Raw genomic sequence first — 22,479 nt, forward strand, 5'->3', positions numbered from 1 at the left:
AATCTGTTTGAGCGTATGCGAGTTATTAAATTCTCTTAGATTTTTAGGATTTATCGTCTTAGATTTATTAGCTTTATCTAATATCCCAAATCAATATCACCTCGCTAAATTCCAATTTATCAGTATAAACTTAGTATTAGTCATCTCAATCTTTCAACTTATTTATCTATAATTATGCTGTGCAGCTGTCGCAATCCTCAACTGTAAGTGATTTAGATCTAACATAATAAATGCTCTTTATTCCAAGCTTGCATGCCTCAATGTATAAATTCATAAGCTGTCTCATTGTATAATCAGTTGTTATATACAGGTTAAAAGATTGAGATTGATCTATGTGCCTCTGTCTTATAGCATTTGCTTTAACACATAATTCTTGGTTTATATTATAAGCCGAGATATAAAACCAATAATTATCCTGACAAAGATTTGGTGCAGTCTTTGGCGTAATACTTCCTTTCTTCTCTTCCATCCAAAACCTCGACATAACCGGATCAATTCCTTCAGAAGTTCCTGCAATAGTTGCTGTAGAGCCATTAGGTGCGACTGCCATAAGATAACCATTTCTAATTCCATATCTTTTTATTTCATCGTATAAATCCTGCCATTTAGCAGCTTCATAGCCTCTTATCTTAAAGTAGTCACCATTATCCCAGTCAGACCCTTTAAAAAGTTCGTATGCCCCCTTTTCCTTTGCAATATTCATAGATGCCTTTATTGCATAGTAATTTATTTTTTCATAAACTTTATTTGTAAATTCAAAATGTGCATCACTAGTCCAAGGAATTCTATTGTTTGCGAGCATGTGATGATATCCGCTGGTACCTAGCCCTATACCTCTATACCTTTTATTTGTAATCTCTGCAAAAGGAACTGAATAATAATTTAAGTCAATGACATTATCCATAGCTCTTATTTGAGTTTCAACCACATACTCAAGTTCTTTATCGTCATTAACATCTACATTTCCAAGAACTATAGACGAAAGATTGCACACAACAAAATCTCCCGCTTTAGTCCTTTGAACTACAATTTTATCTCCATTCTCATCTGTTATTTCTTCCTGCAATATATCCATTGAACTCATGTTTTGCATTATTTCGGTACATAAATTTGACGAATATATCATTCCTTTATGCTTATTAGGATTCATTTTGTTTACAGTATCCCTATAAAAAGCAAATGGAGTTCCCGTCTCTGCTGCACTTTTTATTATAAGTCTAACTATATCCTTGACTGACATAACCCTTTTAGCAATTCTATCATCATCTACACATTCCAAATATCTTTTTTCCCATTCATCACCATAAAAGTCTTCGAGACAGTAACCCTTAACTGTACTTATTTCATGCGGACACATCATATACCAATTAGCATCAATATTTTCTTCTGCAAGCTTCCAGAAAAGATCTGGATAACATACTCCAGGGAAAACATCATGAGCTTTTTTTCTATCATCTCCATTATTTGTTCTAAGCTGAAGAAACTCTGGCAAATCCTTATGCCAGGCATCTAGCCAAACAGATACACTGCCATTTCTAACTCCAAGTTGATCCACTGCTACTGCTGTATCATTAAAAAGCTTAACCCATGGAATAACTCCTGCCGATGCTCCTTTAAAACCTCTTATAGAAGAACCCATCGCTCTTACCTTCCCAAAATACACACCCATTCCCCCACCAAATTTTGATACATTAGCAAAGTTATCTAGCGATTTATATATTCCCTTTAAGCTGTCATGTACTGTATCTATAAAGCAAGAGCTCAATTGATAAAACGGCTTTCTTGCATTTGACATAGTTGGCGTTGCCATAGTCGCTTTAAGCGAACTCAAAACATCATAAAACCTTTTAGCAAAGTAAACCCTTTTTTCATTTTTTTCTGGAATAGCAAGATGCATTGCTATTCCCATAAACATCTGCTGCGGGAGTTCAATTATTTTTCTATTAAAATCCTGAATTAAATATCTACTTGAAAGCAGTTTTATCCCACTATAAGTAAATAAAAAATCTCTATCCTCTTTTATGTATTTTTCAAGTTCATCTACATCAGCCTTTGAATAGTTGTCTAATATATACTTTCCGTATAAACCTTTTTCCGTTAATTCTAAGATAAAATCATAGAAATTTTCATACAAGCTTCTTTCTTCTAATATGTTTCTATTTTCCCTTACTTCATCATATAACTTTATTATGTATAATCTTGAGGCACAATCAAGCCATTTAGGTTCAGTAGGCGTCGTAAGTTCCAAACAAACTTGAATAATTGAATTAATCATATCGTTACTGCTCATGTTTTCTCTCAAGATATGTTTAAGTGAATTTAAAAGTTTTTCTTTAGTATATATCTCTCTTTTAACATCTATTGCATTTAATGCTTCTTCACATAGCTTCACTAAATTTCTCATTTCAGTATTCCTCCACAACATCTAGTACATATATCATGCTTATGCATATCAAACCACAATATATTGATATATATATTATAGTATTGGCTTCAGCCTTTTGTAAAATAATCTTTGAAGGCAAAATCATCGATTAAAGTATACCATTATCGTATACTTTAATTTTTCTTAAGTTTATTCCAATAGTTTCATAGTTTTAAAACTATTGCTTGAAAATTTAATAACTTTGTTGTACTATAACCTATAATAAAACTTATAGGAGGCTATTTACATGTTTAAAGAAGTGGAAATTAAAGAATTACAATTTAATCCTTTTACAAAAATAGGAAATGAATGGATGCTTATAACAGCAGGTACTAAAGAAAAATTTAATACAATGACTGCTAGCTGGGGTGGTCTCGGAGTTTTTTGGGGAGTAAATACTGTCACAGTATATATCCGCCCTCAAAGATATACAAAGAAATTTGTTGATACAAATGATACTTTTACAATTGCATTTTTTGACGAAAAATATAAAAAAGCTCTTGGCTTATGTGGAAGCGTTTCTGGTAGAGATACTGACAAGGTAAAAGAAGCTGGACTTACTCCTTATTTCGTTGATGATACAGCAGCCTTTGAAGAAGCAAGCATGATAATGGTATGCAAAAAATTATATCATCACACTATGTCGCCAGAAGATTTTGATGCTAAAGAAAATGATGCTAAAATTTATAAAGACAAAGATTATCACACTATATACATTGCTGAAATTAAAAAGGTACTTGAGAAAATAAAATAGATTTAACAAAAATATGTTTTATTAATATTGAGAGCGAAAATCTATACTCACTTTTAATCAAAATATTTTCAATAAAAAAATAAAGACACACATAAATTTAAATTACTCCAATTTATATGTGCCTTTATTTTATTTAAAATCCATACAATATTCCTCTATTATGCTGTCTCTTCTACAGTTGAACCAGTAAATTGACTATTGTAAAGATCTTCATAAAAGCCTTTCTGCTCCATAAGTTCATGATGGTTTCCTTGCTCTATGATAGTTCCATGATTCATAACAAGTATTAAATCTGCATCTCTTATTGTAGATAATCTATGGGCTATTACAAAGCTTGTTCTGCCTTTCATTAAGTTATTCATAGCTTTCTGTATAGCAAGTTCAGTTCTTGTATCTACGCTACTTGTAGCCTCGTCAAGTATTAATATTTGAGGATCTGCAAGTATTGCACGTGCTATTGTTAAAAGCTGCTTTTGTCCTTGTGAAATATTTGAAGCTTCTTCATTGAGCACTGTATTATATCCTTCAGGAAGAGTTCTTATAAAGTGATCAGCATGAGCTGCTTTTGAAGCTGCTATAATTTCCTCTTCTGTAGCACCATCTCTTCCATATGCAATATTATCTCTTATTGTACCATTGAATAACCATGTATCTTGGAGTACCATACCAAACATTTTTCTAAGATCATTTCTTTTAAATTCTCTTGTATCAATTCCATCTACAGTAATTTTTCCAGAATTAATCTCATAAAAACGCATTAATAAGTTTACAATTGTAGTCTTTCCAGCACCTGTTGGTCCTACAATAGCTATGGTCTGACCTGGTTTTACATTTATATTAAGATTTTTCATAAGAAGCTCGTTTTCTTTGTATCCAAAATGAACATTTTCAAATTTAACTTCTCCTTTAGCTGCTTCAAGAACTTCTGAATCTTCTTTATCAGGTTCTTCTTCCTTTTCTTCTAGAAGTTCAAAAACACGCTCTGCTGCTGCCATTGTTGACTGAATTATATTAGCTATATTAGCTGTTTGGACTATAGGCATTGTAAAAAGTCTGTTATATTGGAAAAATGCTTGAACATCACCTATTGCAATAGATCCATGGGAAACAAGTATTCCTCCAGCTACACATACAGCAACATATCCTAAGTTATTTACAAAGTTCATAAGAGGAAAAATTATACCAGACATAAACTGCGCTTTCCATCCTGAAGCATACAATCTATCGTTAATTTTATTAAACTCCTCTATAGAATCTTTTTCCTTACCAAAGGCTTTAACTATTTTGTGCCCAGTAAACATTTCTTCTACGTGTCCATTAATCATTCCAAGTTCCTTCTGCTGAGCTGCAAAGAATTTTTGAGACTTTTTAGCAATAAACATAGTTATTAAAACAGAAACTGGTAATGTTACTACACATATAAGTGTTAACCATCCGCTTATTGTAAGCATCATGACTATAGCTCCAATAATTTGAACAATAGAAGATATGAGCTGTGTTAAACTTTGCTGAAGCGTAGTTGCGACAGTATCAAGGTCATTAGTTACACGGCTGAGTATCTCACCATTGGTTTTTGAATCGAAATACTTTAATGGTAATCTATTAAGCTTATCGTCAACATCTCTTCTCATTGTATAAACAGTCCTTTGAGCCACAGATGCCATTACAAACGACTGTATAAAATTAAATGCAGAACTTATTGCATACAACGCAATTAAAATGAGAATTATTCTTCCTATATATACAAAGTCTATCTTTCTTCCATACTTATTTACTATTTTAGTTATAGCTTGATTTATTTTTGCTTCTGCATTATTGATTGCCTTTTCTCCCGCAAGTAACTTCATCTTTCCTTGTACTACTTGAGGGCTTTTTGCCATTGCAGGATTCATCTTAATAGCAGAATTAAGCTTATTCTTTTGAGCTTCTATTTCTTTTGCCTGCTTGGCAATTTTATCTTTTTGTGTATCTAATTTTTGAGTTGCCATCTTACCAATAAGACCATCTGCGAGTTTTGTAGTTGCTTTACCCATAATTTTAGGACTAACAACACTAAACATAACACTCAAAATTGCAGTTGCTATAACTATTACAAATCTTACCTTGTAAGGTGCTAGATACTTCATAAGTTTTCTTAAAGTACCTTTAAAATCTTTAGCCTTTTCAGCTGGTCTTCCCATTGGTGGACCACCGCCAGGTCCTCTATGGTGGCTCATAGGGGCTGCTTTTTTATTTGATGCTTCACTCATGCTAATTCCTCCTCACTAAGCTGAGAGGATACTATTTCATGATATATCTCACAGCTATTAAGTAATTCTTTATGAGTTCCTATTCCAACTACTTTACCTTCATCAATTACTACTATTCTGTCTGCATTCATTACTGTACTTACTCTTTGAGCTACTATTATAACTGTTGAATTTGAAGTTTCTTTATTAAGTGCAGCTCTGAGCTTAGCATCTGTTTTAAAATCAAGAGCAGAAAAACTATCATCAAATATATATATTTCAGGTTTTCTAACTAAGGCTCTTGCAATAGAAAGACGCTGTTTTTGACCTCCAGATACATTGTTTCCGCCTTCTGATATCTCTGAATTAAATCCATCTTTCATTCCAGATATAAATTCACTTGCTTGAGCAACTTCAGCGGCATGTTTAATATCTTCCAAGCTGGCATTATCATTTCCAAACTTTATATTTGACTCAATTGTTCCACTAAAAAGTATTGCCTTTTGTGGTACAAATCCAATCTTAGCTCTCAAATCGTCTTGACTCATGTCCTTAATTTCCACATCATCAATAAGTATACTTCCTCTATCTATATCATAAAATCTTGGAATGAGGCTAATAAGAGTAGATTTACCAGAACCTGTTCCTCCTATTATAGCTGTTGTTTCACCTGGTTTTGCTTTAAAAGAAATATTTGATATAGCTGGTTCTTCTGCTCCAGGATAACTAAAGCTTACATCTCTAAATTCAACATATCCTTTTTCATTCTCATAAGGTTTTATAGGGTTTTTAGGGTCATTAATTTCTGGTTCCATATCAAGAACTTCATTAATTCTTACTGCTGAAGCTTGCGCACGTGGTATCAAAACGAACATAACTGCAACCATAAGAACGGACATCATGATTTGCATCGCATATTGGGTGAATGCCATCATGTCTCCAACCTTCATTTCTCCTAAATCTATTCTTTTCGCTCCAAACCATATAATGGAAATTACAGTTAAGTTCATAACAAGCATCATTAGCGGCATTATTCCAGCCATAATCTTATTAGCTTTAATCGCTGTATTCGTGTAGTCAGAGTTTGCCTCATCAAAACGCTTTTTTTCAACTTCCTGCCTATCAAAGGCACGAATAACTCTTATACCTGTTAGTCCTTCACGAAGTACAAGGTTTATCTTATCAACTTTCTTCTGCATAAGTTTAAATAGTGGAACAACTCTTCCTCCTATTAGCACTATAACTAACAGCAAAACTGGCACTGCAACAAGGAAAATGATACTAAGGGCTCTATCTTTCCTTAGTGCAAGTATTACACCACCTATGCACATCATTGGAGCAGTAATAAGCATTCTAAGCATCATTATAACAACATTTTGAACTTGAGTTATATCATTAGTTGTTCTTGTTATAAGTGAAGCACTTCCTATTTTATCAAACTCATTTAAGGAATAACTTTCTACCCTCGTAAATAATTTTTTTCTTAAATTTCTTGTGAGTCCAAGAGTAGTCTTAGATGCAAATAAACTTCCTGCAATAGCACAAATTATACTTGCTCCTGATACCAAAAGCATTTTCCCACCTGTACTCCATATATATGGAATATCAGGAGTATTTACACCCTTAGAGTTAACTTTTAATATACCGCTATTTATAATGTCTGACATTAAAGTAGGTAGGTATAAATCAGCCATTGATTGAAAAAATGCTAAAATTAGTATTACTAGCACTGACAATGCAAATGGCTTTAAGTTTTTCAACAGTTTTATCAACTTTGTTCATCTCCTTCAAATGTTTTTTTATTCATATAATCAAATAATTTTGTTAACAAGTTTATAAACTCATTGCTCTCATCTTCTCCTAAATAATCAACAAGTCCATATACAAAATTGTGAAATCCTTTTTGGGCTTTCTCTATTAATCTATCTCCCTTTTCTGTAATTTGTATTCTAACAACTCTTCTATCCTTTAAATCCATTGTTCTTTTAACGAGTCCACAATTTTCAAGACTATTTATTTGCTGAGTTACTGTAGGTGCTGCAACCTTTAATTTTTTGCTTAACTGAGATACTTTTATTCCATTTTTTTCATCCTTAAAACCTTTTTTCATACAAAAGAGAACCATTATCTCTCCATGGGTGACACCATCTATTTCTTTCGGATGAAACTTAACTTTTCTAATTCGCGAAAATGCAAAAATAAGTCTATCTACAATTTCTTCCTTACCATTATCCATTTTTTCCTCCTTGTCAAAATATAGTTAGTCGTATAAATTAATAGGCTAATAATTTATTAGGTAACCTAATTATATTTAAAAGTTAGTTTATTGTCAATATTATTTTCTCTATTTTTGTTATAGTATAAAATATTCTGTGAAATAATTGATTTTGAATTCGTATTAATTAATGCAAGCAGTAAAACAGTAAAAAGGAGTGAAGAAAAATCATACTTCACTCTACTCTATACTCTCTGCTCTGTTATCTTAACGCTTTTTCCGTATAATAAGCAATTCCAATTGCCCCTGGCCCTACATGAAGTCCTATAACTGGTCCTATATCACAAATAAGTACCTTTATATTGAACTTTTCCATTATAACATTTGCAAGTTCCTTTGCTTCATCATAACAATTTATGTGGTGTACAACAACTTCTCCAAGACCGAAGTTTTTTATATCGTTAATCATCTTTCCAACCATTGTTGCTACAGCCTTTTTCTTAGTTCTTACCTTGGCATACACTGAAGTCACGCCATTTTCAACCGTAAGTATTGGAATTATTTTAAGTATATTTCCAATAAGGGCACTTGCACCTCCTATTCTTCCACCTTTTCTTAAATAAACTAAGTTTTCAGGTATAAATAAAAATCTACTCTTTTTTAAATTTTCTTCCGCTGCAAGCTTAACTTCTTTTAAGCTCTTGCCTTCCTTAGCAGCCTTTGCGGCTTGAATAGCAGCAAATCCAAGCTGCATACAATTATCACGCGAATCTACTATCTCAATCTTAGCATCTTTATACTCTTCTAGAATCATATTTTTGGCAACATGTGCAGTTGAGTAAGTTCCACTCATTTCAGAAGATATAAATATGCACAGAAGACTATCTCCATTACTTACAACTTCTTTCATTTCTCTAACCATATCATCAATAGAAGGTTGTGATGACTTTGGTATTCCTTTTTGTTCCATTTTTTTATAAAAAACCTCATTACTTATTTCTATTTCTTTAAAACTTTCATCTTCAAAACTAACACACAGCGACAGAATTCTTATTCCATATTCTTTTCTTAATCCTTCATCCATACAGCTGGTGCTATCAGTTAAAACTTGAACAGCCATAATTACTACTCCTCCAAATTTAATTTATATTTTATTGTAGCATTTTTTGCTATAAAAAACTATTTAAAAAAAGTACATATTTATCCCTTAAGAACAAATATGTACTCCTCAGTACAAATTTTATAAAAATGCAACAAGCCCAAATTTTAAACCAGTAAAAAGTGACAAATGGCAAGTTTCAGTAGTGGACGGAAGAAAAACATCCTAAGCTTGACAATCATCACTTTCCTGATTCTTCTACTAATTTTCTAAATATCTTTACCATATTTTCATCGCCAGCTGCTGTCATCATTTCAGGATGCCATTGTATCCCCATTACAAAAGCTTCTCCATCTTTTTCTATTGCTTCAACAACTCCATCCTTTGAAGAAGCACCTACAATAAAACCATCAGCGACATTTTTAATAGCTTGATGATGAAAACTATTTGTAACTACATCTCCTTTAAAAATGTCATATAACTTAGTTCCCTTTTCAATACAAACTGAATGTCCTATGCTTCCTGGCTGCGACTCTTGTGTATGTTTTATATAAGCTCCTTCGATAAGCGACATATCCTGATAAAGAGTCCCTCCAAAAGCTACATTTAATATTTGATTTCCTCTGCATATTCCAAGCATAGGTTTTTCTAGTTCATATGCTACTTTAACTGCGCATATATCAAATTTATCTCTTTTGGTATATATAAAACCAAGTTTTTCATGCGGCTCATCCCCATAGCATAAAGGGTTTACATCATATCCGCCTGAAATTATTACTCCATCTACATTTTTTATTTGTTCACGAATTAATTCCTCATCTTCAATTACAGGAATAACAACAGGAATTCCACCTGCTTTTACTACAGATACTATGTAATCATTATTTACATAAGCTCTTTCATAACCAGGAAACATTCCTCCTTGATCAATTTGTATGCTTCCCAGTATACCTATTAATGGTTTTCTCATATGTTTAGCCCCCTTGTTACATGCATATTAAAAATACATGTAATCTTTACTCTCTACTCTTTACTCTTTTTTATATTCTAATAAAATTATATCATACGAATTATTAAATTATCAATTACTTTGCTTTCATCTTACTATTCTTGTATCCGTAAAATGCATAAATTAAAATGCCAATCAAAAGCCAGATAGCAAATCTAATCCATGTAACTACAGGAAGATGATATATTAAATACCCGCAAAAAAATATAGTGATAATTGGTGTGTACGGAACACCTGGACACCTGAATTTTCTTTCAACCTCCGGCATCTTCTTTCTCAAAACTATAACGCCAAGAGAAACAAGTGCAAAAGCAAATAAAGTTCCTATATTACATAATTCCATTATCATGTTTAAAGGAAGTACTCCAGCAATTATAGCTGTTAAAATACCAGTTAAAATAGTACATAATCCCGGAGTTCTATGCTTTTTATTTACCTTAGCAAAAACATTAGGCAAAAGTCCATCTCTGGACATAACCATAAATATTCTAATTTGTCCATATAGTGTTACAAGAAGTGTAGAAATCATACCAATTACTGCACCAACTCCAACTAAAGCAGACCCCCAAGTTATTCCTATATGTGAAAGAGCCCCTGGAAGTGCATTATCTATGCTAATATCTTTATATGAAATTATGCCCGTTAAAACTAATGAAACACTTATGTACATAATTACTACTGCTATTAAACATATAGTAAGTCCACGAGGCACATCCTTTTCTGGATTTTTAGTTTCCTCAGAAGCCGTGGAAACAGCATCAAAACCTATGAAAGCAAAAAATATAATTGATGCTCCCGACATTATTCCCTTAACGCCAAAAGGCATAAATGGGTGATAATTTGTTACATTTATATGAGTTACACCTAAAATTACAAAAATAATTATTACTACAATTTTAATTCCAACTATTATATCATTTATCTTTGCACTTTCTGATACTCCTATGTATAAAAGCCATGTTACAAGAGCTGTTATTAACACAGCTGGCAAATCTACAATTCCACCAGATACAGGCGCTTTAGTAAGCATACTAGGTAACTTAATTCCATAATCATTTAATATTCCAATCAAAGCTCCTGACCAACCAGAGGCAACTGCCGCAGCTGAAACAAGATATTCAAGAATTAAATCCCATCCTATTATCCATGCAATTATTTCACCAAAAGCAACGTATGAATAAGAATATGTACTTCCTGATACAGGAAACATCGACGCAAGTTCAGAGTATGTAAGTGCACAAAGAGCACTCGTTATAGCTGCTATTATAAATGATATTGTAACTGCTGGTCCTGCAAGCTTTGCCCCTTGTCCGGTAGCCACGAAAATGCCTGTACCAACTACTGACCCTATACCAAGTGCTGCTAAATCAAAGCTTGTAAGTTTTCTTTTTAAAGTACTCTTAGCATAGTCCTGATCAAAATTTTCTACGGTTTTCTTTCTAAATATTTCCACATTATATTCCTCCTAACATAAGTTCATGCCAACTAATAATTATAAGGCACGTTGAATTCTTATACAAGACTTTATTTCAGTAAAGTTAAAAACAAGCTTTATTTTTAAAGAATGTTGATACATTTACTTGAATCAAAGTCTTAATTTACAAAATAAAAAGGAACCATCTCGAATTTAAATCTTCAAGACAATTCCTATCTAAAAAATATAACTAGGCTATTGATTGTATTGATTCTACATATTCTTGGCCTTTTTCACTGTTATATTGTCCTTCCCATCTTGATATTACAATTACAGCAAGCGAATTTCCTATAACATTTACAACTGTTCTTGCCATATCAAGAATACGGTCTATTCCTGCTATAAAAGCAACTCCCTCAACTGGAATTCCAACTGAACCTAAGGTTGCAAGAAGAACTACGAAAGATGTTCCTGGAACTGCTGCCATTCCTTTTGAAGTTACCATAAGCACAATTACAAGGTTTATTTGAGTAATTAATGAAAGATGTACTCCATAAAGTTGAGCTATGAATATGGCTGCAATTGATTGATATAATGCTGAGCCATCCAAATTAAAGGAATATCCAGTTGGCACTACAAAAGAAATTATTCCCTGTGGTGCTCCAAACTTCTCCATTTTCTCCATAACTTTTGGAAGCACAGCTTCTGAGCTTGCAGTAGTATAAGCTAATATAATCTCATCTTTTAATATCCTTATTATTTTTATAACGCTTGTCTTAGCTATAAATTTAGCTATAAATCCAAATACAAGAAACACAAAAATAAACATGGCTCCATAAGTTGTTAAAACTAATTTTCCAAGCGGAACTAACGATTTAACTCCAAACTTAGATATTGTTAAGCCTATAAGCCCGAAAACTCCAATTGGTGCAACCTTCATTATTTGATTTGTCACCCAAAACATTACATTCTCTATGCCTGAGAATACTTCAATAATAACCTTACCCTTTTCCCCAATAGCTGCCGTACCAAGTCCGAACATAACTGAAAAGAATATTACTGGAAGTAACTCTCCATTAGTTAAGGCTTCAAATATATTTGAAGGAACAATATTCACGATTATGTCTAAAGTTCCTTTATGTGAACTTGTTTTCGCTGTATTAACATATGTATCAATGCTTGTCTTTGCTAATTGGTGCATATCAATTCCAGTTCCAGGCTTAACCACATTTGCTATTATAAGTCCTAAAACAATTGCAAAGGTACTTACTATTTCAAAATACAAAAGCGTTTTTGCCCCAATTTTTCCAACCTTCTTTATATCTCCAAGGCTAGAAACTCCAACAACAATTGCAGAAAAAACTATAGGAACTACTATCATTTTTATAAGCCTTAGAAATATATCTCCGAGCGGCTTTAAATAGCTTTGAGCTGTAGCGTTACCATAGAAAACTGCTCCTACAATAATACCCAAAACAAGCCCTAGTACTATCTGAAATGCTAGTCCAAATTTAATTTTTTTCATATTATTAATTTCCTCCTAAATTTATTTATGAAATTTATATATCTCATCATTGCAAATTTAAATTCAAAACACATTTAGTTTTACTTGACTAAATTATAATAATTTAATGCAATTAATCACCTATATGAGAATTATAATAATGCAACTACGTAATCTAACAAAAAACTACAATTATTCTATTGAATTTTTATCAGATAATTATTAGAATATAAAGTCGTACCCTTAATTTAATAATTAAGAAAATTGCATTGAAAATTTCATTTTATTCATATTGACGAATTTTAGGAGTTGATGAATTGAAAAAGAAGTTATACATACTACTAGTTATGATAATTGTAATTCCCTTAGCAGGAGAACTAAAAATATATCCTTTTCACAATACTTACAGAGTTAGTTTTGGAACACCTATATTTTTCTTCTTTTTGCTGTGGGTTAGAAAAATACATCCTTTAATTTCAGGTTTTATAATAGGTATTTGTGTTGTAATTTTTCGTATAATTTTGCATATATCAATGACGGGAAACTTTCAGGTTTACAACAGCTTTATGCTAAACTTTCCTGCATTTTTCTACTATTTCACCTATGCTGGACTTTTTTACCTAATAGGAAGAAAATACTTGAATCACTATCTTTTACTTGGTTTTTTATCTGCACTAATAGAAATTTCTGCAAGTCTCGTTGAAATTTCTATTAGGCATCTATCCTTAAACGATTATATAAATATGAACGTTTTTAGTGAGGTTATAATAATTGCAATCATTAGGAGCTTTTTTGTGCTTGGCTTCTTTTATATAATTAAACTTCACGAAAAGGATCTTGAAGTTGAAAGACAACAAGAGCAAAATAGAAATATGGCCATTTTAATTTCAAGCTTATATGAAGAATCCATCCAGCTAAAAAAATCTCTATTGAATGCAGAACATATCACTAGAAACTGCTATAATCTATATAGAGAATTAAAGAATTCAACTGAAACTATAAACTCAAATACTTTGTCTAAGCAAATTTTAGGTATAGCTGGAGAAGTTCACGAGATAAAAAAGGATAATCAAAGAATATATGCTGGTCTTTCAAAGATGATCTTAAACGGAAATTCAAGCGATTACATGAATTTAAAAGAAATTATAAATATAGTAATTAACACAAATACAAAATACGCTGATTCGCTGTCTAAAACTATTAATTTCATTTTAAATATTGAAGAATTTAATGATTTATTCCATGTATTTATACTTTTATCTATTTTAAACAATCTTGTTTCTAATTCTGTTGAAGCTATTAATAAAAAAGGAATTATTAAAATCTCCATAAAAAAGAAAACTGAATTCATTGAATTTAGGCTTTCTGATAATGGTCCTGGAATACCAGATAAAAAAAAGGAACTTATATTTAAACCTGGTTATACAACAAAATATGATAATACAGGTAAACCTTCAACAGGAATAGGTTTATGTTATGTAAAAGAAATTATAAACAATCTTAATGGCACCCTTGATTTAAAGTCTACAGAAACTGAAACTTCTTTTACAATAAAATTACCTTTAATAAACTTAACAAAGGAGGAGTAACTTATGCGATTTTTTATTGCTGATGATGATGAAGCTATTTGCACAATGCTTACAGAAATTATTGAAGATTATGATCTTGGCAGCATTGTTGGGACTTCCGATAATGGTTCAAATATAGATAAAACTTTGCTTACCCTCAAAAATATAGATATTCTTATAATTGATTTGCTTATGCCTATATGTGACGGTATTGAAACCATACGCAGCTTAGGTTCTAATCTAGATACTAAAATAATTATGCTTTCTCAGGTGGAAGATAAAGACATTATTGCAGAAGCTTATTCTCTTGGTGTTGAATATTATATCACTAAACCAATTAACAGACTTGAGGTTATAAAAATCATTGAAAAAGTAACTGAAAACATAAAACTTCAAAAATCAATATACGACATAAAAAAGACACTTAATATACTTGATTATGATAAGAAAACCTCTAGTGAAAATGATAACATGGATAAAAAAACCATACTAACCTCTGGTAAGTTCCTCCTATCAGAACTCGGTATAATAGGAGAAAATGGAAGCAGTGATTTATTATCCATGCTTAACTATATATATAATTGTGAAAATGCAGAAGGTTCAAAAGATGAATTTCCTGCTTTAAAGGATATATTTACAAACGTAGCTATAAAAAAACTTGACAAAAATGCATCTTCTTCTGATATAACAAAGGAAGTTAAAGCTTCAGAACAAAGAGTTAGAAGAGCTATTTCTCAGTGCCTTACTCATTTAGCTTCCCTTGGTCTTATGGATTATTCTAATGAAAAATTCGAAGAATATTCCTCAAGCTTCTTTGACTTTGCTGAAATCAGAAAAAAGATGCTTGAACTTGAAAACAACACAAAATCCTCTGAATCAAAGGTCAGAATTAACATGAAAAAATTTGTTAAAGTGCTTTATATGGAAGCAAAGAAAAAACTTTAAATATAAAAAATAAGCTACTTTAACTATTGTAACTTAGTTTCAGTAGCTTATTTTTATTGCTTTTAATATTTGGCTTTCTTTTTTAAAAACTTACTCCAACTGCAAAAGAAATATATCATTATAAATACAAATGGAAATGCATATCTTCCTTGACCTTCTGTTATAAAATACACTCCTGTAAACATATAAAAAATAATAAGCGCGTATAAATCAAATCTATCTATTTCATTTTCTTTTCTTTTAATGAGCATTTTTATTACTTTTATACTATAAGCAATAATTGCAATTATTCCAGGTAAAAATATTATGTTCCTCACAAAATTGGTATAAACCATTAATTTATTCTTAAATTCACTACTTAAGTTGGTACCATTGTATGTGAATAATATATCATCGCCTACAAAATAAGTATTAAGAAGTCTTTTACATCCTAAAATAAGAAATTGTTTCGGATGACTTTTTATCCACTTTTTAGCTGCTGCTGAAAGCATTTTATTTTTCTCCGTCATATTTGCCTTTTTGTACTTGGTAGTTAAAACTATTGAATTTTTAACATCTGCTGCCGGCATCCATCTTCCCCATTTATTTTGAGAATTGTTGTTTATGTATAAAACTATACCACCGTTGTTAGCTACAGAAGTAAATTGCCCCATCATCTTAGTATTTCTATAAACAAATGGAGCTATAACAACACAAGATAATATAAGCACTATTAATGAATTTGTAATTGGCTTTAACAATTTTTTATTCTTAATTACTTCAACTAAAAATATAGCAAAGAAAAAAGCAATAAAAAATGGCTTTATCATCGTTTCTACTCCTGCTAAAACTCCTATAAAAACATACTTAAATTTATTATCAGAAAAGTATATATTTGTAATTAAAAGAAGCAGCATAGTAAAAAGTATCTCAACTGCAAGAAGACTATTGTAAAAAATATTAGTGGGGAAAAATATAAAAAGTATAAAAATCACTCTTTTTTTAGTTTCACTTATATTAATTTTCCTAAGTAAACTGTACATTAAAAAGTAACTTATGATAGTAAGAATCAAATTAAAAACTTTTGCCACAAAAATTGTTTTTCCAAAAATGCTATATATAAGTCCAAGTACTATAGAATAACCTACAGATGTATATGTATCTCCAAAACTTCCACCACCTGCAATTTGTTTTGCCAAAGCATAATAATAGTTGAAATCCGAATAAGGTATTGACTTAACAAGTGCAACCCATAAAACGCATACTGCTGCTGCTATCAGCATTGAAATCATATAAAATCTATTTTCTCTTTTTAATATACTCAAAGTTATCCTCCTAATTGTATAAATTTCCTAATTAAAATATTTATATAAAATTATATCATACTAAATGCTATATGTACCAATTATGTTTTGTCTATGATAATAATTATTGACAACATTCCCTTATAGCTATAAAATATATATAGAAAATCCGAGTTAAATAGTCGGGTATAAATTTAGAACTATAGCAGGCAAATTTTGTTACCTCTATAGAATCGGGAGTGAATTTTATGTTAGAAAAACTTTTGGAAATAAATAGCATACACGCTGAAGCTGATAAAAAAGAAATACTTAAGGGTCTTAACTTGACAGTAAATAAGGGAGAAATTCATGTGATAATGGGACCTAACGGAGCTGGAAAATCCACTCTTATGAATGTAATAATGGGGCATCCTAAATATAAAGTAACAGATGGCTCTATTAGCTTTGAAGGCGATGACATAACTGAACTTAAAACCAATGAAAGAGCAAAAAAAGGAATATTTCTTTCCTTTCAAAACCCTGAAGAAGTTCCAGGAATAACCGTTGAAAGCCTGCTTAGAAGTGCAAGAACTGAAAGCACTGGAAAGCCAATAAAGCTTTTAGCTTTTAGAAGAGAATTAAAAGAAAAAATGGCTCTTTTAGATATGAATGAAAGCTACGCTGAAAGATACCTAAATGTTGGTTTTTCAGGCGGTGAGAAAAAGAAAAATGAAATAATCCAAATGCTAATGCTAAATCCAAAGCTTGCTATACTTGATGAAACTGATTCTGGTCTAGATGTAGACGCAGTTAAAATAGTTTCAAAGGGAATAAGCGAATTTAAAAATGAAAATAATTCTATACTTATTATAACTCACAACAGCAAAATACTTCAGTACCTACAACCTGATTTCGTTCATGTACTTTTAGATGGAAAAATAGTAAAAACAGGAGACGCTTCCTTGATGAATGAAATAAATACTAAAGGTTTTGCTTCATTTAGAGAAATGGTATAAGGAGGCTTACTTATGAGTGATGAAAAAACTTATATAGAAGATCTCGAAAGAGGCGTCTATGATATAAAGAATGAAGATAGATATAGTTATAAAGTAAATAAAGGTTTAACAGAAGATACAATAAAAAAAATATCTAAAGAAAAAAATGAACCTCAGTGGATGCTTGATTTTAGACTTAAATCTCTAGAAACTTACAACAAAACATCAATGCCAACTTGGGGACCATCTTTAGATGAACTTGATATGGATAATATAGTAACTTACGTAAGACCAGATACAGATATGAAAGGAAACTGGAAAGACGTTCCCGACGACATAAAAAATACCTTTGAACAACTTGGAATACCACAGGCTGAAAGAGAATCACTTGCTGGTGTTGGTGCACAATACGATTCAGAGGTTGTATATCACAGTATAAAGGAAGATCTAGTTAAACAAGGCGTAATATATACAGATATGGATTCAGCTATAAAGCAATATGAAGATATAGTTAAAGAGTATTTTATGAAACTTGTCCCACCAAGTGATCATAAGTTCGTAGCTCTTCATGGTGCTGTATGGTCCGGTGGTTCTTTCGTATATGTACCTGCAGGTATTGATGTAGATATACCTCTTCAATCCTATTTCAGGCTTAATTCCCCTGGAGCAGGTCAGTTTGAGCATACTCTTATAATAGTTGAAAAAGGAGCAAAACTTCACTTCATAGAAGGTTGTTCTGCACCAAAGTACAACGTAACAAACCTTCATGCAGGCTGCGTTGAACTTTATGTAAAAGAAGATGCTACTTTAAGATATTCAACTATAGAAAACTGGTCCAGAAACATGCTTAACTTAAATACAAAACGTGCTTTAGTTGAAAAGAATGGAACAATTGAATGGGTATCTGGTTCCTTTGGATCAAAAAAATCAATGCTTTATCCTATGAGTATATTAAAAGGCGAAGGTGCAAAATCTGAATTTACAGGGGTAACCTTTGCGGGTACTGGACAATTTTTAGATACAGGTACAAAAGTAGTTCACGCTGCTCCTTATACTTCATCTACTGTAAATTCAAAATCAATTTCAAAAGGCGATGGTACTGCAATTTACAGAGGTTCAGTTAAGGTTTTACCTAATGCTCATCATTCAAAATCAACTGTTTCCTGTGAATCCTTGATGCTTGATGATATATCACGTTCAGATACTATACCGGCACTTGATATACTAAATGATGAAGTTGATATAGGTCATGAAGCAAAAATAGGAAGAATAAGCGACGACGCGATATTCTACCTAATGTCAAGAGGAATAAGTGAAGAAGAAGCAAGAGCAATGATAGTAAGAGGTTTCGTTGAGCCTATATCTAAAGAACTTCCTCTTGAATACGCTGTTGAAATGAATAATCTTATAAAGCTTGAACTTAATGGAAACATAGGATAGGTGGTGATACAGTTATGAGTAATACTTTAAATAAAATAAATAACATTCCAATGAGAACTTGGAGATGGCTTGGTGTAAACAATATAACTATTGATAGAACCTTACCAGAACCAAAAGAATATAATTTAAGTATAACAGATGAACTTGAAAACAGTGAAGTAAAAGTAAAACTAATGAATAAAAACATTTCGTCAGAATTTGTTCCTTCAAAATATGAAGGTCTAAATGAAGCTTCACTTGAGCAGTGTAAAAATAATTACAATACAGGAGTTTATATTAATTCGGCTATTGATAAAAAAGCATCAAAACCTATTTTTATAAATTACAATGCTGATGAAAAAAATGATTTAATAATAGATAACAATTTAATAATTGGTGAAGAAAATAGCGAAGTAACAGTAGTTATAAATTACAGTTCACAATCTTCTGCTTTTCACAACGGGCTTACTCAGATTTACGCAAAGAAAGGTTCCACTGTAAACTTAATAAAAATACAGGAATTTTCAGATAACAGTATACACCTTGATGCCAATGTAGCGCAGATAGAAGATAATGCTGTTGTAAACTATATAGAAGTAGACTTAGGCAGCTTATTTAGTGTTACAAATTACAAGGCAGACCTAAATGGTTATAAAAGCAAAGGAAACATACATTCAATATACTTAGGTGACAAAGAGAGAATCATAGATATTAACTACCTTATAAATCATTACGGAAAAGAAACAAAAAGTAACATAGAAGCAAGAGGAGCTCTTCTTAATGAAAGTAAAAAAGTATTCAAGGGAACTCTTGACTTTAAAAAAGGCTCTGTTAAATCAAAGGGTCAAGAAGAAGAATACACTGTTCTTTTAAGTCCTCATGTAAAAAATGAATCTGTTCCAATACTTCTTTGTACAGAAGAAGATGTTGATGGTCAGCATGCAGCAAGCGCTGGAAGAATAGATGAAAATAGATTGTTTTATATAATGAGCAGAGGTTTTAGTGAAGCTGAAGCAAAAAAACTTATTATAGAAGCTGCTTTTAACCCTATAATAGATAAAATTCCTTCAGATGAATTAAAAGCTAATATCTCTAACAGTATTAGGAGGAAGCTTGCCGATGAATAAATATATAGAAGATTTTCCAGCATTGAATCAAGAATTCAATGGACATAAGTTTGTATATCTAGATAATGCAGCAACTACTCAAAAGCCTATTTCAGTAATAAATGCTGTTGATGAATATTATAGAAAAAATAATGCTAATCCTCATAGAGGTGCTTATGCTTTAAGTGTAAAAGCAACAGAACTCTATGAAAATGCCAGAGAAGTTGTGAAGGATTTTATAGGAGCAGATAAAAGCAAAGAAATAATATTCGTAAAGAATGTTACCGAAGGTCTTAACCTTATAGCTTATTCTTATGGGCTCACTTTTTTAAATCCTGGAGATGAAATTGTAATTTCAATAGCAGAACATCACTCAAATTTAGTTCCATGGCAGCAAGTAGCTATGGCTAAAGGAGCAGTGCTTAAATATTTATATATAAATGATGAAGGTATAATTCCAAAAGAAGAAATTGAAAGTGTAATAACATCAAAAACAAAAATAGTTTCTGTAACCCAGGTTTCAAATGTACTTGGTACAATAAACCCTGTTAAAAAAGTAATAGAAAAAGCCCACAGCGTCGGAGCTATTGCTATTGTAGACATGGCTCAAAGCATTCCTCATATGAAAGTTAACGTTAAAGATTTGGATGCTGATTTTGCAGCTTTTTCAGGTCATAAAATGCTCGCTCCCATGGGAATAGGTGTAGTATATGGAAAAGAAGCTCTACTTGAAAAAATGCCTCCTTTCCTTTGCGGAGGAGACATGATAGAATACGTATGGGAACAAGAAACTACCTTTGCTGAAGTTCCTCACAAATTCGAAGCTGGTACTCAAAATGTTGGTGGCGCAGTTGGACTCACAGCAGCCATCGAATATATAAATAAAGTTGGTATTGATACCATAGAAGCTATAGAAAAAGAGTTAACTAGCTATGCTCTTGAAAATTTAAGTGAAATACCTCATGTTACAATTTACGGAACAAAAGATATCACTAAAAAAGCAGGAGTAATATCATTTAATATAGATGATGTTCATCCACATGATGTTGCTACAATACTAGACTCATATGGAATAGGTATTAGAACAGGCCATCACTGTGCGAATCCTCTTATGAGATACATGGGAGTAAATGCAACCTGCAGAGCAAGCTTTTATCTTTACAATACCAAAGAAGACATTGATGCCTTAGCTTACGGATTAAAAAATACAAGGAAGTGGTTAGGCTATGGATCTTAATTCCATATATACTGAAATAATAACAGAACACAATGCTTCAAAGCATAACAAACATGAACTTGAAGGTGCAAATATAGTTGAAAATGGTCATAATCCAAGCTGTGGAGATGAAATTACCCTTCAGTTGAAAATAAAAGATAACATAATTGAAGATGCCTCATTTACTGGCATTGGATGTGCTATTTCTCAAGCTTCCACTTCAATAATGATTGACCTTATAAAGGGTAAAACTGTTGAAGAAGCAAAAGAACTTGCTCATACTTTTATTGGAATGATCAAAAGAGAAATAACAGATGACAAAGAACTTGAAGTACTTGAAGATGCTTTAGCCTTTAAAAATGTTTCAAACATGCCTGCCCGTGTAAAATGTGCAGTACTTGCATGGCACACACTTGATGAAGCAACGACAAGCAGCAATAGTGATAATTAACAAGTTAAAGGATTTAAATCCTTTAACTTAAAATGGGACCGTCTCACTAAAAAATTGCGAAGCAATCATAATAGTGAAGGGTTTTAACGAGCAACGTGAAGTTAAAACCCTTCATTTTAATTAGTTCACAATTTTTATATTTAGTGCAACAGCCCCATTTTTCAAACATAAAATACTAAGTATTATTCCTATAAACATAACTATATGATAGCAGTTTTTATTTTATTTAAAATCTTACTCACCTAATCTCTCCTTATATATTTTTCACAAGTTAATTAAAAGTAAAATTATCTATTTTTAGCCTTCTTCTACAATAAGCCTAACTGCTGAAAGTTTAAATCATTTATCAACTCTTCTTAAATCTCGATTGTACCACTTTTTTCACCACATCAAAAAAACTTAACGATTGAACCATATGACTTGGATCAACATATTTTCGAACAGCACGAAGTACTTTTTTTGCATCTTTAGAAGCAAAAGTATAAGTACCATTTTTCTTCGTTTTGATCGCATATCGTGGAATCCACTTTCCTTTTAGCAATACGGACGCAATAACATAGTCAACCTCTTCCCAAGGAATTTGAATATATTTACGAGAATCACGAGAATTATAAAATTCAAAACCTTTGTCACCGATCATTACTTTTCCATAGTCTGTAAACCCCGTAAAAGCTGTTGCATCCATTACTAGATCCACCTTTGTATTAAGTGATTGAACCATATGATTTACCCCTTTCTATTTACAGATGTACAACTTAGGAATATTAAAATTAGCATTACCAAATTCATCCCGACAAACTGGAATTTAGCGAGGTGATATTGATTTGGGATATTAAATAAAGCTAATAAATCTAAGACGATAAATCCTA

At 31.6% G+C, this 22,479-nt stretch carries 18 protein-coding genes; 8 read left to right on the top strand and 10 right to left on the bottom strand.

Annotated elements, in window-relative coordinates; translation table 11 throughout:
• Positions 1 to 172 precede the first annotated feature (172 nt).
• On the bottom strand, positions 173 to 2,404 hold the full coding sequence (locus LQK79_RS18570; protein ID WP_231017464.1) for a ribonucleoside-diphosphate reductase subunit alpha: 2,232 nt from the start codon (positions 2,402 to 2,404) through the stop codon (positions 173 to 175).
• Positions 2,405 to 2,672: 268 nt separating this feature from the next.
• On the opposite strand from LQK79_RS18570, the gene LQK79_RS18575 reads away from it, so the two are divergent.
• Positions 2,673 to 3,179, top strand: a complete 507-nt coding sequence (locus tag LQK79_RS18575) for a flavin reductase (protein ID WP_053240924.1) — start codon at positions 2,673 to 2,675, stop codon at positions 3,177 to 3,179.
• 158 nt (positions 3,180 to 3,337) lie between these two features.
• On the opposite strand, the gene LQK79_RS18580 is transcribed toward LQK79_RS18575, so the two are convergent.
• From LQK79_RS18580 to LQK79_RS18610, 7 genes are all read right to left on the bottom strand, one after another.
• Positions 3,338 to 5,428, bottom strand: a complete 2,091-nt coding sequence (locus LQK79_RS18580; RefSeq protein ID WP_053240923.1) for an ABC transporter ATP-binding protein — start codon at positions 5,426 to 5,428, stop codon at positions 3,338 to 3,340.
• The gene (locus LQK79_RS18585) at positions 5,425 to 7,179 is read right to left on the bottom strand and encodes an ABC transporter ATP-binding protein (RefSeq protein ID WP_231017465.1); all 1,755 of its coding nucleotides are present in this window, start codon (positions 7,177 to 7,179) and stop codon (positions 5,425 to 5,427) included. The genes LQK79_RS18580 and LQK79_RS18585 overlap by 4 nt, the downstream gene beginning before the upstream one ends.
• Positions 7,176 to 7,643: a MarR family winged helix-turn-helix transcriptional regulator gene (locus LQK79_RS18590; protein WP_053240922.1), complete on the bottom strand. Its 468-nt coding sequence runs from the start codon at positions 7,641 to 7,643 to the stop codon at positions 7,176 to 7,178. Before LQK79_RS18590 ends, LQK79_RS18585 begins: the two co-directional genes overlap by 4 nt.
• 241 nt (positions 7,644 to 7,884) lie before the next feature.
• Positions 7,885 to 8,742: a DegV family protein gene (locus tag LQK79_RS18595; protein WP_231017466.1), complete on the bottom strand. Its 858-nt coding sequence runs from the start codon at positions 8,740 to 8,742 to the stop codon at positions 7,885 to 7,887.
• 220 nt (positions 8,743 to 8,962) lie between these two features.
• Positions 8,963 to 9,691 (bottom strand): gamma-glutamyl-gamma-aminobutyrate hydrolase family protein, encoded by a 729-nt coding sequence (locus LQK79_RS18600; RefSeq protein WP_053240921.1) that lies wholly within the window; start codon positions 9,689 to 9,691, stop codon positions 8,963 to 8,965.
• A 115-nt stretch (positions 9,692 to 9,806) separates the two neighbouring features.
• Positions 9,807 to 11,183, bottom strand: a complete 1,377-nt coding sequence (locus LQK79_RS18605; RefSeq protein WP_053240920.1) for an amino acid permease — start codon at positions 11,181 to 11,183, stop codon at positions 9,807 to 9,809.
• A gap of 211 nt (positions 11,184 to 11,394) precedes the next feature.
• On the bottom strand, positions 11,395 to 12,669 hold the full coding sequence (locus tag LQK79_RS18610) for a cation:dicarboxylate symporter family transporter (protein ID WP_053240919.1): 1,275 nt from the start codon (positions 12,667 to 12,669) through the stop codon (positions 11,395 to 11,397).
• 296 nt (positions 12,670 to 12,965) lie between these two features.
• Here LQK79_RS18610 and LQK79_RS18615 point away from each other — a divergent pair, with 296 nt between their 5' ends.
• Both LQK79_RS18615 and LQK79_RS18620 read left to right on the top strand, forming a co-directional pair.
• Positions 12,966 to 14,237, top strand: coding sequence for an ATP-binding protein (locus LQK79_RS18615; RefSeq protein ID WP_053240918.1), 1,272 nt, complete (start codon positions 12,966 to 12,968; stop codon positions 14,235 to 14,237).
• Between the two features lie 3 nt (positions 14,238 to 14,240).
• Complete coding sequence (locus tag LQK79_RS18620; protein WP_053240917.1) at positions 14,241 to 15,161, top strand: response regulator; 921 nt, start codon at positions 14,241 to 14,243, stop codon at positions 15,159 to 15,161.
• Positions 15,162 to 15,223: 62 nt separating this feature from the next.
• Here the strand turns inward: LQK79_RS18620 and LQK79_RS18625 are convergent, their stop codons facing one another.
• The gene (locus LQK79_RS18625; RefSeq protein WP_231017467.1) at positions 15,224 to 16,465 is read right to left on the bottom strand and encodes a glycosyltransferase family 39 protein; all 1,242 of its coding nucleotides are present in this window, start codon (positions 16,463 to 16,465) and stop codon (positions 15,224 to 15,226) included.
• A 227-nt stretch (positions 16,466 to 16,692) separates the two neighbouring features.
• Between LQK79_RS18625 and sufC the strand changes: the two genes are divergently transcribed.
• From sufC to sufU, 5 genes are read left to right on the top strand one after another with little or no spacing between them, the layout of a single operon-like run.
• Positions 16,693 to 17,439 carry a Fe-S cluster assembly ATPase SufC gene (sufC, locus tag LQK79_RS18630; RefSeq protein ID WP_053240916.1) on the top strand — a complete coding sequence of 249 codons (747 nt, stop codon included), beginning with the start codon at positions 16,693 to 16,695 and terminating at the stop codon, positions 17,437 to 17,439.
• Positions 17,440 to 17,451: 12 nt separating this feature from the next.
• Complete coding sequence (gene sufB, locus LQK79_RS18635; RefSeq protein WP_053240915.1) at positions 17,452 to 18,858, top strand: Fe-S cluster assembly protein SufB; 1,407 nt, start codon at positions 17,452 to 17,454, stop codon at positions 18,856 to 18,858.
• Positions 18,859 to 18,872: 14 nt separating this feature from the next.
• Positions 18,873 to 19,964 carry a Fe-S cluster assembly protein SufD gene (sufD, locus tag LQK79_RS18640; protein WP_053240914.1) on the top strand — a complete coding sequence of 364 codons (1,092 nt, stop codon included), beginning with the start codon at positions 18,873 to 18,875 and terminating at the stop codon, positions 19,962 to 19,964.
• Positions 19,957 to 21,180 (top strand): cysteine desulfurase, encoded by a 1,224-nt coding sequence (locus tag LQK79_RS18645; protein ID WP_053240913.1) that lies wholly within the window; start codon positions 19,957 to 19,959, stop codon positions 21,178 to 21,180. The genes sufD and LQK79_RS18645 overlap by 8 nt, the downstream gene beginning before the upstream one ends.
• Complete coding sequence (sufU, locus tag LQK79_RS18650; RefSeq protein ID WP_053240912.1) at positions 21,170 to 21,610, top strand: Fe-S cluster assembly sulfur transfer protein SufU; 441 nt, start codon at positions 21,170 to 21,172, stop codon at positions 21,608 to 21,610. The genes LQK79_RS18645 and sufU overlap by 11 nt, the downstream gene beginning before the upstream one ends.
• Positions 21,611 to 21,956: 346 nt before the next feature.
• Here the strand turns inward: sufU and LQK79_RS18655 are convergent, their stop codons facing one another.
• On the bottom strand, positions 21,957 to 22,331 hold the full coding sequence (locus tag LQK79_RS18655) for a DUF956 family protein (protein ID WP_231017468.1): 375 nt from the start codon (positions 22,329 to 22,331) through the stop codon (positions 21,957 to 21,959).
• Between the last annotated feature and the right edge of the window lie 148 nt (positions 22,332 to 22,479).

Source organism: Clostridium guangxiense (genome assembly GCF_021043395.1).
Taxonomy (GTDB): Bacteria; Bacillota; Clostridia; order Clostridiales; family Clostridiaceae; genus Clostridium_S; species Clostridium_S guangxiense.